Consider the following 13,632-nt stretch of genomic DNA (forward strand, 5'->3'; position numbering starts at 1 on the left):
TACATGGATAAGCTCATTTACGTGAATGGCATTTGGACAGGTGAGCATCTCGAAAAAATTAAAGTGAGTAATCCAGCTACAGGAGAATGTATCGGTACGGTTCCAAATGGTGGACGAAAAGAAACACGCGAGGCGATTGACGCTGCATACAAAGCATTTCCAGAATGGTCTAAGCTGACTGCCTATGAACGTTCAGCATACTTAGAAAAATTATACGATTTGATGATTGAAGCGATTGAGCCTTTAGCAGAAATGATGACACTTGAAATGGGTAAACCGCTGGCAGAGTCGAGGGGAGAAGTCCAATACGCTGCATCATTTATAAAATGGTATGCAGAGGAGGGCAAACGTGTTTATGGCCGGACGATTCCTTCTCACGTTAATCATAAACGGATGATCGTGACAAAACAACCTGTTGGTGTTGTAGGAGCAATCACACCGTGGAACTTTCCTGCGGCGATGATTACACGTAAGCTTGGTCCTGCCCTAGCTGCTGGTTGCACATTTGTCGTTAAACCTGCAGATGAAACACCGTTAACGGCCATCATGCTAGCGGAGCTTTGTGAACGTGCTGGGATTCCAAAAGGGGTTATTAATGTGATTACTGGAAAAGCGGCGCCGATTGGCGAGGAACTACTCACAAATCCCCGCGTTAATAAAATTACGTTCACGGGTTCAACAGAAGTAGGTAAGTTGCTCCTTAAGCAAGGAGCCGATCAAGTAAAAAATATGTCAATGGAGCTTGGCGGGCATGCTCCGATTTTAATTTTGGACGATGCCGACATCGATAAAGCTGTAAACAATACATTATTAGCGAAGTTTCGTAATGGTGGCCAGACATGTATTTGTGGCAACCGAATCTATGTTGAAGCAGGCATTCATGATGAATTCGTGGAACGATTTGTTAGAGCAGCATCGAAACTAAAAGTCGGAAATGGAATGAAAGAAGGTATCGATATCGGTCCAGTCATAAACCGCCAAGGCTACGAAAAAATTGATCGTCACGTACAAAATGCTTTGAAACAAGGGGCAAAGTGTGTGTTAGGCGGAAGCGGTATCGTAGAAGGAGATACGTATTTTTACAATCCAACGATTTTAACGAACGTCAAACCAGGCATGATTATTATGAACGAAGAAACATTTGGTCCTATCGCTCCAATTCAAAAAGTGAATAGCGAAGAAGAAGCGATTAAATTTGCAAACCAGACTCCGTACGGTCTTGCAGCGTATGTATATACGGAAAATTATGCTAAAGGTATTCGTATTGCTGAAAAATTGAATTACGGGATCGTCGGATGGAATGACGGTGTCCCTTCTGCAGCTCAATCTCCATTTGGAGGAATGAAACAAAGCGGAATTGGTCGTGAAGGTGGAACGGAAGGAATCGAATCCTATTTAGAAACAAAATATATTACAGTCGGTCTTTAAATCCATGGAAAGTAGACGTCCGTATTAATTTCATTTGCTTAACAATTAGTAGAAAATAAAGGGGAAATGTGTAATGGATCTAGGTCTCAAAGGACAAACGGCACTGGTGCTCGCATCAAGCAAAGGATTAGGGAAAGCGACAGCAATGAAACTTGCTGAAGAAGGTGCAAATGTTATGATCTCAAGCCGAAACGAGACGGACTTACAAAAAACAGCTCTAGAAATTCGTGAAAAAACGGGAGCGAACGTCGCTTACAAAACGTGTAACATTATGGACAATGAACAAATCGTCGAACTCGTTCATGAAACAGGGAATAAGTTTAAAACGATCGATATTCTAGTTAACAATGCTGGTGGACCACCTGCAGGAAACTTTGATGATTTTTCCGACAAAGATTGGGTGAATGCATTTGAATTAACATTGCTCAGTGTCATTCGAACTATTCGCGCAGTGTTGCCATTTATGCGCAAGCAACAAAGTGGACGGATTGTTAATATTGCTTCATCGTCTTTTAAGCAGCCACTTGAAAACTTAACGTTGTCAAACACATTTCGAACAGGTATTATGGGACTCGCAAAAAGTTTGTCTCAAGAGCTAGCTAAAGATAATATTTTAATTAACACGGTCGGTCCAGGTAGAATCGCGACTGATCGACTCAAAGAACTTGACAGCAAAATTGCAAAAATGAAAGAAGTTGCACTTGAAGACATTGTTGCACAGTCAGAAGCAGCCATACCTCTTGGGCGCTATGGAACACCTGAAGAATTTGCGAACGTACTCGTCTTTTTATGCTCTGGAGCGAATACATACGTGACGGGTCAAGCGATTCTCGTAGACGGAGGTCTCGTTAAAGCAATGTAAACAAAGAGAGAACAGCAATTAACTCCATGACTGTGCTGTATAATGGAATATTTTATTGTTAATGGATGAATTTACTATATCACTCTGGTACAATAGGTTCGGATAAATAACCTTTTCTGTATACGTTCTCAATTCTTTTACGTTTACATTGAAGAACTTACACGATTGGAGGAATGGCATTGCCTTATAACGCGTTATTCCACGCTCATGCTGACATGTGGATTGTTGTATTGCTTTTGTTTTTAATTAGTTACATTTTAGTTAGGTACGATAAGGTAAAAGCTCAAAAGATTACCCACATGATTTTGCGGTTGTTTTTCGTCATAATGTTTTTGTCCGGACTTGGACTTGTGATCACCTATAAGTTTATGCTGATGGCGATTGTAAAAATGCTATTTGGGATTTGGCTCATTGCCTCAATGGAACTCATCTTAGTGAGAGCACGTAAAGGCAAGTCTACAGTTAGCTTTTGGATTCAGTTTATGATCTCACTCATTGCTGTATTAATTATCGGATATCGTTTTATTTAAAAAGCAAAAAAGAAACGCAATTTCTAAAAATTGTGTTTCTTTTTTTGATTATTAGGGAATAAGATAAGACTCAATATTTTCAGTGTACCATTTACATACTTGAGAATTAGAATATTATTAAAGTATAACGTATTTTTTAATAAAAATAAATGAGAGATGATAACCAACAATATATGAATGGATGTACTATATTATGAATTTCAATCATATAATTTTTATATATAGAGATGTGACAGCATGATCAACAAGCAAAACGACGGCCGTATGATTCGTTTGGACATGTCAACTACTCCCACCATTAGGAAAGGGGGTCGGTCCCGATGACAGTATTTGAAAGTTTAATCTTTGCCGTTACGTTTGCCAGTCTTGTTGTCACGATTGTTTCAGTAAATTTAAAAAAATAATCCACCTTTAAGTGCTTCACTCTAGTCGGTGGATTATTCCGGTACGCAGATGTTATTAATCTGCTAATGTACAACCGCTTGAATGTACCTTCATCAAGCGGTCTTTCTTATTTTACGCTTTAATAATTAAATTATACATAAAATCAAAAAAGAGATTAGAAACCGATTCGAATATCAACAGTTAATATTGTTGCTCATATCAATCAATTTTTATTAGTCCTTTCGTTAGACGATAATAACCAAAATATTCCATGAATAGAAAAAAAGACACGGACGATAATAACCTTTTTTTGTAATGATCTAAAAAACAGTTGATAAACAAAAATAATGCTATAAAGTATCAAGTAGGGATTAATTTGGTTAAAAATTCCTTTAAACCAAAGAATAAAAAATTAATCTTGACAGAGGAGAGGAAAAGATGGCAGGACAAATTCGCATGAGTCCAGAAGAGTTAAAAGCGAAAGCAACTCGTTACGGACAAAGCGCTAGACAAATTGAGGAAATTTTGCAAAATTTAACGAACTTGCAAGAAGAATTACGTTCAGAATGGGAAGGTCGTGCTTTCAATCGTTTTGACGACCAGTTTAATCAACTAAAGCCGAGAGTTCAAGACTTTGCACAGCTTATGGAAGAAATCAATATGCAATTGACCAAAACAGCAGACGCTGTTGCCCAGCATGATGAAGCATTATCCAGAAACTTTGGACTTAGCTAATCGAAAGGACAGGTCTTGGATGGATGCCACACGACGACGTTGTGTGGCATTTATTCATTCTAATTATAAAACGAAACTTTTGGCTAGAAATCAATACTAGTTAGGGAGACATTCGTTTCTTAAATGCATTAAAGGCAAAGGAAGGGAAACGTTCATGTTTGATTTCTTTTTTAATCTCTTTAAAACGGACAATGAAATCGAAAGGGCTCGTTATTATAAATTATACTCGCGTTTGAATGATGCAATCGCATACCACGATAAGAAAGTTAGTGAGGCAAACGCTGCCTATAACAGCTACACTAGCTCAGCTCCTTGTTTTTCCACGACTTACATTCCATCAAATGATTTTGAAGCGAAAAGGCACGAATTAAATTCAAAAATAAACGAAATTATTTGAACAGGATAAAGAGCAACGCCTTCGGCTCGTCATCGCAAGAGACCGCGCGTACAGCCGTTACATGCACTTTAAAAACCTTGCGATCGCAGAAGCAGATACGAAAAGCTGATTGCTGAGATGGAAGATGTCATGATTCACGAAGATGCTGTCGAAGAAGCAAAAGCAGCCGCAAAAGCGTTTGAAGCTTCACTCAACAAAACAAACGTTCGTTGCGAAACGTTAATTTCTTACGTTGCTTCTGCTTCTTGGAGTAGCAAGACTCGCGATTCTTTTTTTAGTTACCTTGAGATTATTAAACAGTATCACGAAGACATTGCTCAGATTACCGCAAAGCAAACGAAAGCGTTGAACAATTTAGATACGTATACGAATGACTTTTTAAAGGATCCTTTAGTGAAGCAAGTGAGGAATTTATGATGAAGCCATCGAATGACGTTTTTTCAATTGCAGAGCACTATTTGCTGGCTGACGCATTTAGTGCTGAAGCTCTATTTAGACTGCCAGATAAAAAAACGGTACTAGTTGAAAGGCGAAGCCGTTTTTGAGGAAACACATCAACGATTAATCGAAAAAGAGATTGTAACATCGGAAGAAAAAATTACAGATGGAGGAGCATTCAAGCGCTTGAACTTTACCACCAAAGTAAAAAGTATAACCTCATGTTTGTCTTTCGCGAGCTGGAGGAAGTCGAATTGATTATGCTCGTCGAGCTTGAAGATGTTAAACAATACCGCCTTTATGTCATCTCTAAAGCAATTGTATTAAAGTTGCTAGGGGAACGGTTTCCGTTCGTCTTTCGGAAACCGTCTGAACATGAAAAAACTTTATTACAAAAGGAGCGTCAAGAAATTCGATCTTCAATATCGAATCTTTTCAAACTGAAGAAGATAGTCTTACTCGAAAAAGTACAATAAAACATCAGCAAACGCTCGTGTTTACGAAAGATAACAAACTTATTATGATCGATCCAGATGAAAAAAATATTACTACGCTAGCCAATATTTTGTTCGATGATCAATGGGTATAATGAACCTGGAATTTTTCACTAGAACCCCTTTACAAAATTAAAAATATTTGGTATTTTATAATTGTGGTTTGGGGAAACCACGATCGTATTACAGCAAAGTTCATAGGGTTAATATGGTAAGGCACGAAGCCGAGGCGTTGGGGATCGCCTATCCGATTAGTCGGATCTCCCTCAAAAAATGACTAACTCGTTTAGTCATTTTTTGCTTTTAAAGGAACAATTTTAAAGGGTGTGAGTTCATTGAGGTATAATCTTGGCCTGGATATCGGTGTAACATCTGTTGGCTGGGCGGTTATTAATTTAGATAAGGAACGGATCGAACGACTTGGCGTCAGAATGTTTGAAGTTGCCGAAAATCCGAAAGACGGCTCCTCGTTAGCTGCTCCGAGAAGAGAAGCGAGATCCAGCAGAAGACGGTTACGTCGGAGAAAATACCGTGTCAGTCGAGTTCGTAAATTTATCGTTGATCAAGGTTTACTAACAAAAGTACAAGCTGATATGCTTTATGATTGGCAAGATGGGGATTTAGACATTTGGTTACTAAGAGTAAATGCTCTTGAACGTCAATTAGAAGATCGCGAGTTTGCTAGAATTTTAATTCATTGTGCTAAGCATCGTGGATTTAAATCGAATCGAAAAAGTGAAACAAAAAAAGGCGATGACGGTGTCGTCTTATCAGCAGTAAAAGAAAATCACGAAAAGATGAAAGAAAAAGGCTATTTAACGATTGCCCAACTTCTCGTTCATGAACCTGAATTATTTGAGGGAAGAAAGAGAAATAAAGGCGGGGAGTATACCCACGTTTTTGCACGTGATGACATTGAAAATGAAATTAAAACGATCTTTAAAAAACAACGCGAATATGGACATCCTTTTGCTACGAAAGAAAATGAAAACATGTATTTAGAAATTTGGAGCTCCCAACGTCCGTATGCTTCTAAAGAAGACATTATCGATAAAATCGGAGAGTGTTCACTCATCCCTCGTGAAAAAAGAGCACCGAAATTTAGTTATCAATTTGAACGATTTCGTGCATTGGACAAGCTCAATCGCTTGCGTATCGTTCCGAAAGATGAACCAAGCCGTCCACTCAACGATGAAGAGAGACAAATCGCTTTAGATTTAATCATGGATGACAAAAAAGAAATTAAATATTCCGCTTTAAGGAAAGCACTATCTTTAGGTGACAACGTACGATTTAATGAATTATTTTATGATGAAGGAAAATCGTTGAAAGATAATGAAAATGTCACATTTATTTCATTAGAAGGTCAATACAAAATAAAAAAAGTAATAAAGGAAGTTGAAGGAAAATCAGCCCTTCATCAATATCGCCCGGTTGATTATGATACGATCGCATATGCTTTAACCGTATTTAAAGATGATGTCGACATTCGCGACTATTTAAAAAATGAATTCGTTAGTTCAAAAGGAAAAAAGATGCCGAACATCGCAAATCGTCCATACAATGATGAACTTATCGATGAATTACTGTCATTATCATTTTCAAAATTTTCACACCTATCATTAAAAGCATTAAAAGATATTCTTGTACATATGGAGAAAGGTTTGAACTATACGAAAGCTTGTGAATTAGCAGGATATGCAATCAATCAAAACACAAATACGAAAAAAAGCAAATTGCTACCCGTTATTCCAACCGATGAAATTCGTAATCCTGTTGTGTTACGTTCACTCGCTCAATCGAGAAAAGTCTTAAATGCCATTATTAAACGATACGGAAGCCCATCCGGGATTTACATTGAACTTGCTCGCGAAATGGGACGTCCTTATGCAGAACGGAAGAAGCTATCGAAAGATTACAATACAAATCGAACGCTCAACGAAAAAGCAAGAAAAAAGATTCGTGAATTACATCCGAGCATCAGTGACCCACGAGGCCATGATATTTTAAAATACAAACTTTGGGAAGAGCAAAATGGGAAATGCCCTTATTCATTAGAATCGATTACGATTGAACGATTATTTGAACCTGGTTACGCCGAAGTCGACCACATCATTCCATATAGTCGTAGTTTTGATGATAGTAATCAAAATAAAGTGCTCGTACTCGGAAGAGAAAACCAAAACAAACAAAATCGCACACCATACGAATGGTTCGGACATGATAAAACGAAATGGGAACAATTCACATCTTACGTTTCATCGTTGAAAGTTGGACGTAAAAAGAAAGGTCTGCTTTTAAAAATAAACTTTGATGATGAACAAGAAGATGCCTTTCGCACTCGCCAATTAAATGACACACGCTATATTACTCGTTATTTTAAAAATTTTATTGAAGAACATTTACAATTCCGTGAAGATAAAAATAAAAAACAATATGTCTATACCGTTAACGGTGCGTATACTTCTTTAATGCGTAAAAGATGGGGTTTCAATAAAAATCGTGACGAAAATGATTTACACCATGCATTAGATGCAGCCATCGTTGCCGTTAGCCATGACAACCGTCAAAAGGTGAGTGCCTATTTTAAAAGACGTGAAGTTAGTACTCCGACACAATTAAGAAAAGATAAGGAACGTTTTCCAGAGCCATGGGACGGTTTTGCAAAAGAGTTAGAAGCTCGCATGATACAAGATCCAGACACGTTAAAGCTTGCTTTACAATCATTAGGACGAGAAGAGGCTTATGATGAGGAATTTCTTCGCGAAGTTAAACCGATTTTCGTTTCAAGAATGCCAAAACGAAGTGTGAAAGGTCAGCTACACGAAGCGACATTTCGTAGAAATAGAGGCCAAAACGATAAAGGCTATACCGTTGTCGTTACGAAAACATCTCTGGATAAAATTCCTTTTGATAAAAATGGTGACTTTCCTATGTACGGAAAAGAATCTGATCCAAAAACATACAGCGCCATTAAAGAGCGTTACTTGGTTTACGGTAAAAACAAAGCCAAAGCATTCGCAGAACCGCTTTACAAGCCATCTAAAAATCCTAAAAATGCACCTGTTATTCGCTCTGTTAAAATCGAAGATAAACGAAACACCTATGTCAGCTTAAATCGCACAACGGTTGCAGATAATGCGAGCATCGCAAGGACAGACGTCTTTCAACATAAAGAAAACGGGAAATACTATTTAATCCCGGTTTATGTGTCTGATATAAAGGCAGGTAGATTGCCGAATCGGTTTATTACACAAAAAAAACCATACTCTGAGTGGGTTGAGTATTCAAGTGATTTTGCTTTCAAGTTCAGTCTTTTTCCTAACGATTTAGTTCATATTAAACTACCACAAATAAAAGAAACACGAACTGCAAATAAAAATATTGTTTCTTGGCAAGAGGATTTCTTTTACTTCAAAGGGGTGGACGCAGCTACTGGTGCGATAACAATTCAATCTCATGATGATAGTTTAGTTGATCGTGTTGGTGTCCAACGCCTTCAGATTTTTGATAAATACCAGGTTGATCCACTTGGTAATCTCAAAATAGTGAAAAAGGAAAAGCGTCATGGCGTATAGGCATATTGTCATTCGTAATCTTGCAAAACTATCTACAAAAAATGAACAACTCGTTATCCAACAAGAACAGTCCATACAAATACCGTTAGAAGATATTAGCACGATCACAATTGAAGAACCTGCCGTCACCTTGACTTCTGTCTTGATAAGTAAATGCACAGACTATCATATCAATTTAATTATTTGTGACCAAAAACGAATGCCGAGTGGATTGTTGCAACCATTCCATCGGCATTCACGCCAATTAAGTGTGCTTGAAATGCAACTTGGATTATCCAAACCATTTAAAAAGCGAGTTTGGCAGCAAATTGTGATCCGTAAACTAGAAAACCAAGCTCGTTGCTTAGAACTCGTACATAAAGCAGATGAAGCACAAAAAATTTATACTATCTCTCGAAGTGTTGAGTCTGGTGATCGAACGAATCGTGAAGCGTATGGAGCAAGATTATATTTTACAAAGTTATTTGGTGAACATTTTAATCGCCGCCATGATGATGTCATCAATATTTCACTGAATTATGGATATAGTATCATTCGTTCATTAGTCTCTCGCTCATTAGTTCGCTATGGTTTTACACCATCATTAGGTATTTTTCATGATAGTCAAACAAATGCTTTTAATTTAGCTGATGATTTGATGGAAGTCTTACGACCATTTGTAGATGTTACCGTTTCAATTCACGTTAATCACGATTCAGTATGGTCAAAAGACATTCGAGAAAAATTGTTCGCAATCTTAAATTATGAGGCCGTGTGGAAAGACGAAAAACAAAGCATAACAAATGGAGTCGATCGAATGATTCAAAGTTTTATAACAGCATGTCGTGAAAAGGATCCGATGTATCTCGTATTACCAGAGCTCGTTTCATTGAATGAACATAAGTATGAGTAGATTTATGCGAATTATCGTATTCTTTGATTTACCAGTGATGACGTCGCAGGAAAGAAGGCAATATGCTAGATTTAGAAAATTTTTATTAAACGACGGGTATACGATGATACAATATTCGGTTTATAGTCGAATTTGCAATGGAAATGACGCTGTTCAAAAACATATGAAACGATTAAAAGAAAATATACCGAGTGTAAATGGTGCGATCCGATGTATGAAAATTACAGAAAGGCAATTTGAAAATATGGAAATCCTGCTCGGTGAAAGAACCCCAGAAGAAGAATTAGGGGCAAATAAAACGGACTTTTTTTAGAAAGTACTTGCAATCTGTTGTGAGTGCTTTTCTTTTTCCAATTTTCAATTAAAAATAAAGGATATACTACTTAAAATTGAATGAAAATCTTTCTTTTTTAAAAATAAAAACCCCTGAAAAGCTACTGTTTTCAAGGGTTTGTGATACGTGGATCGTATCACAGCAAAGTTCATAGGGGAAATATGGCAAAAGAGCGTTATTTATTCGCGACAAAAGAATCGTATCACAGCAAAGTTCATAGGGGAAATATGGCGATTAAGAAACATCATGAATTTAATGAGAAATCGTATCACAGCAAAGTTCATAGGGGAAATATGGCAAGGATGGGAGTATTGTAAATATAAAATGCATCGTATCACAGCAAAGTTCATAGGGGAAATATGGCTTACGTGACGAAATATATGACTAAAGATGAATCGTATCACAGCAAAGTTCATAGGGGAAATATGGCAAATACATTTCTTAATGTTTCTCCAGTGTCATCGTATCACAGCAAAGTTCATAGGGGAAATATGGCTAATAAGCAAGTATTAAAGATAGAACATGAATCGTATCACAGCAAAGTTCATAGGGGAAATATGGCTTAAACGCTTCTTTCCAACGAAATCCGCTCATCGTATCACAGCAAAGTTCATAGGGGAAATATGGCCGGAAAGACTGACGCTATAATCGGTCATAATCGTATCACAGCAAAGTTCATAGGGGAAATATGGCATAAATCGCTCGCCATCGTCAAGCCTACGCATCGTATCACAGCAAAGTTCATAGGGGAAATATGGCAACTTGCGACTATGCAAGAAACTCTCATATATCGTATCACAGCAAAGTTCATAGGGGAAATATGGCTGAGATTGATTTGTTGAAAATTAAAACAACATCGTATCACAGCAAAGTTCATAGGGGAAATATGGCGTTTGTTAGATGGCATGAGTATGTTATCTAATCGTATCACAGCAAAGTTCATAGGGGAAATATGGCGATTTTAAGGCTACTGTTGCACCGTTTAAGATCGTATCACAGCAAAGTTCATAGGGGAAATATGGCTCTCGACCGCTTGTCTACTCATTCTTTCGTATCGTATCACAGCAAAGTTCATAGGGGAAATATGGCTACCAATTCGCAATTAACAATTTTACTAGATCGTATCACAGCAAAGTTCATAGGGGAAATATGGCCAACTTTTCGATAACATAAGCGTTATCAAGATCGTATCACAGCAAAGTTCATAGGGGAAATATGGCGAATATGTTATGAAGGCATCCGAGATTAGAATCGTATCACAGCAAAGTTCATAGGGGAAATATGGCTAAATACGTACAAAGGATTATCATTATCAAATCGTATCACAGCAAAGTTCATAGGGGAAATATGGCTAAATACGTACAAAGGATTATCATTATCAAATCGTATCACAGCAAAGTTCATAGGGGAAATATGGCCATTGCGTATTCCTCCAGTTTTTATTTAAGATCGTATCACAGCAAAGTTCATAGGGGAAATATGGCCATTGCGTATTCCTCCAGTTTTTATTTAAGATCGTATCACAGCAAAGTTCATAGGGGAAATATGGCATATAACAGTTTGGAATAGGATAGAAATACATCGTATCACAGCAAAGTTCATAGGGGAAATATGGCTATAGACAAATAGCACCGTCATTAGCGGTCATCGTATCACAGCAAAGTTCATAGGGGAAATATGGCAAAAATCACCGTCATATTCGAAAGCCTCACATCGTATCACAGCAAAGTTCATAGGGGAAATATGGCCATCTTCCTTACGGGTTTCTAAAATATCCTTGTAACTCTTTATTCGTCTGAGTAGGACCAGGACTGCATCCTATGTTCGATCTGCTCTCGCTAATTCTATGTTTAGAATTACACTTGTGAAAAGTTAAATTGGGTTAAGTTAACAAATTAGGTAACGGTTTATACAATATTAAAAGCATCTGAATAAACTAATTAAAGAATGAGAGTTTATTCGGGAAGAAAGGATGCGTATGATTTTGCCTAGAAGAAGTAGAGGGTTTCGAATTTGTATTTTTCCCGGTTACAATTGGTGCGGACCTGGTTGTAGTGGTCCAGGGGCTCCTATTAATGACGTTGATGCAGCGTGTAAAGCACATGATGAATGCTATAGAAACTATGGGAATATACATGCATGTGACCAAGTGTTTCTTGAACGCTTGCAGCCTTTAATAAATCCATATACGTTACAGGGAAGACAAGCAAGAACCCTTTATCATTTTATGAAGGTGAAGATGTTGTTTAATTAGTAAAGTCACTTCCTTTTGTCATCTAAGGTTGAAGTAAACTACTATTTTAGACAGATCAAATAGTAGGTTAACAATATGTTTTTCACATCTATATAACATCTTCTAAAAAAAAAATGACTAGTCATTTGTATGTGAGATTCTTAAAATTGAGCTTTGGTGAGCAAATGTATGAAAAAGCCACTTCTGATAAGTCAATGAAGTGGCTTGAATTGATGTCGGATTCTTATTCTTGTCCAACAACTTCTTTCCAGTCAATCGTACCATTTTTAATTTGTTCGCGTCGTTCCTTATCGATAAAATCTGATGGCTTACCACCATGCGGGAAGTCTTTGTCCTTGTCCGCGAATTCAGGTCTGTCATGTTGTAAAATGTAAGCGGCAATATTTACTGCCTCTTGGTCTGTAAATGTTCCTTCACCGCCGGGTGGCATGTTTTGTTGAATAAATGCTGCCATTTTTGATAATCGTGTCATCCCTGCTCCGTCATTAAAAGAATTTTCGCCCCACAATGCAGGTCCCGTATTTGCGCCTATGCCTGAACCGTCAACAGCGTGGCATGCTACACATGACTGTTGATACAATTCCTCTCCGTCAGCGAGATTCGGGATCGGAATTTCTTTCATATTGTTTTGTTCTCTCCAAGGAAGTTCAGCCCCAACAGGGATTCCTTCCGAAATATAAGTAAAGTAAGCAATCATTGAGCGCATTTCTGGACTGTCATTCGGAAATGGTTTTCCATTCATGCTTCGAATCATACAGCCATTAATTCGATCTTCTAGCGTAAAAACAATGCCTTCGCGTGGTCGGTACTGCGGATATTGTGTTGTTACCCCAACGAACGGTGAGCCAAGTTCTTCCAATCCTGCTCCTGCGTGACAACTAGTGCAAGAGAGCTGATTTCCGACATAGTCATCGGCATACACATGTGTTTCATTTACTAGATTATAACCATCTTTAATGGCTTCACCTAATGGACCATCTGGAACATCATCAAGACTAGGAGGATTAAATGAAATCTCGTTTCCTTCGGTTTGTGTCTGAACAGGTTCACTTGTTAAAAAAGATTGTTTGTCACTAGTAATACGGTCGCTTATTTCGATACCAATCCAAATCGTGAGGGCTACGACAAGCCCGCTGATAAGTATGACTTTTAGTTTCATGTCTTTCACTCCTCCTCGTGTCATTGTTATCTTTCTATTATCATTATACCCCCTGCAGTGTTTTGCTTAATGTATTTCGCAAGTGAAAAGTGATCCACTTCGCAATTTAATTTTGATCCACTTGATTGGTTTCAAAATTGATCCATT

General features: G+C 37.7%; 12 protein-coding genes and 1 CRISPR repeat array. Of the genes, 11 read left to right on the forward strand and 1 reads right to left on the reverse strand.

The genetic code is table 11. From position 1 onward, the window contains the following. The first annotated feature begins 3 nt into the window (after nt 1-3). The 11 genes from ABU914_RS10905 to ABU914_RS10955 all read left to right on the forward strand — a co-directional run bounded on the left by ABU914_RS10905 (nt 4) and on the right by ABU914_RS10955 (nt 12,326). Nucleotides 4-1,428: an NAD-dependent succinate-semialdehyde dehydrogenase gene (locus tag ABU914_RS10905; protein ID WP_379669760.1), complete on the forward strand. Its 1,425-nt coding sequence runs from the start codon at nt 4-6 to the stop codon at nt 1,426-1,428. Between the two features lie 73 nt (nt 1,429-1,501). Beyond that, nucleotides 1,502-2,290, forward strand: a complete 789-nt coding sequence (locus ABU914_RS10910) for an SDR family oxidoreductase (RefSeq protein WP_379669761.1) — start codon at nt 1,502-1,504, stop codon at nt 2,288-2,290. Between the two features lie 179 nt (nt 2,291-2,469). Beyond that, nucleotides 2,470-2,820, forward strand: a complete 351-nt coding sequence (locus ABU914_RS10915; protein WP_379669762.1) for a DUF1516 family protein — start codon at nt 2,470-2,472, stop codon at nt 2,818-2,820. An 822-nt stretch (nt 2,821-3,642) separates the two neighbouring features. Continuing rightward, nucleotides 3,643-3,939 carry a WXG100 family type VII secretion target gene (locus ABU914_RS10920; protein ID WP_379669763.1) on the forward strand — a complete coding sequence of 99 codons (297 nt, stop codon included), beginning with the start codon at nt 3,643-3,645 and terminating at the stop codon, nt 3,937-3,939. A gap of 526 nt (nt 3,940-4,465) precedes the next feature. Beyond that, nucleotides 4,466-4,753 (forward strand): WXG100 family type VII secretion target, encoded by a 288-nt coding sequence (locus ABU914_RS10925; RefSeq protein ID WP_379669764.1) that lies wholly within the window; start codon nt 4,466-4,468, stop codon nt 4,751-4,753. Then, nucleotides 4,753-4,881, forward strand: a complete 129-nt coding sequence (locus tag ABU914_RS10930; RefSeq protein ID WP_379669765.1) for a hypothetical protein — start codon at nt 4,753-4,755, stop codon at nt 4,879-4,881. Before ABU914_RS10925 ends, ABU914_RS10930 begins: the two co-directional genes overlap by 1 nt. 69 nt (nt 4,882-4,950) lie before the next feature. After that, nucleotides 4,951-5,250, forward strand: coding sequence for a DUF5081 family protein (locus tag ABU914_RS10935; RefSeq protein ID WP_379669771.1), 300 nt, complete (start codon nt 4,951-4,953; stop codon nt 5,248-5,250). Between the two features lie 353 nt (nt 5,251-5,603). After that, nucleotides 5,604-8,846, forward strand: a complete 3,243-nt coding sequence (gene cas9 / locus ABU914_RS10940; RefSeq protein ID WP_379669766.1) for a type II CRISPR RNA-guided endonuclease Cas9 — start codon at nt 5,604-5,606, stop codon at nt 8,844-8,846. After that, a complete protein-coding gene (cas1, locus tag ABU914_RS10945) occupies nt 8,836-9,738 on the forward strand; it encodes a type II CRISPR-associated endonuclease Cas1 (protein ID WP_379669767.1) in 903 nt (300 codons plus the stop codon). Before cas9 ends, cas1 begins: the two co-directional genes overlap by 11 nt. Beyond that, nucleotides 9,731-10,051, forward strand: coding sequence for a CRISPR-associated endonuclease Cas2 (gene cas2 / locus ABU914_RS10950; protein WP_379669768.1), 321 nt, complete (start codon nt 9,731-9,733; stop codon nt 10,049-10,051). The genes cas1 and cas2 overlap by 8 nt, the downstream gene beginning before the upstream one ends. A gap of 151 nt (nt 10,052-10,202) precedes the next feature. Then, nucleotides 10,203-11,820: a CRISPR direct-repeat array (repeat unit 36 nt; unit sequence ATCGTATCACAGCAAAGTTCATAGGGGAAATATGGC). Between the two features lie 230 nt (nt 11,821-12,050). Further along, nucleotides 12,051-12,326: a phospholipase gene (locus tag ABU914_RS10955; protein WP_379669772.1), complete on the forward strand. Its 276-nt coding sequence runs from the start codon at nt 12,051-12,053 to the stop codon at nt 12,324-12,326. A 223-nt stretch (nt 12,327-12,549) separates the two neighbouring features. Here ABU914_RS10955 and ABU914_RS10960 read toward each other — a convergent pair whose 3' ends face one another. Further along, nucleotides 12,550-13,485 carry a c-type cytochrome gene (locus tag ABU914_RS10960; RefSeq protein ID WP_379669769.1) on the reverse strand — a complete coding sequence of 312 codons (936 nt, stop codon included), beginning with the start codon at nt 13,483-13,485 and terminating at the stop codon, nt 12,550-12,552. Between the last annotated feature and the right edge of the window lie 147 nt (nt 13,486-13,632).

It is taken from the genome of Pueribacillus sp. YX66 (genome assembly GCF_041725775.1).
In the GTDB taxonomy this organism is placed as follows: Bacteria; Bacillota; Bacilli; order Bacillales; family UBA6769; genus Pueribacillus.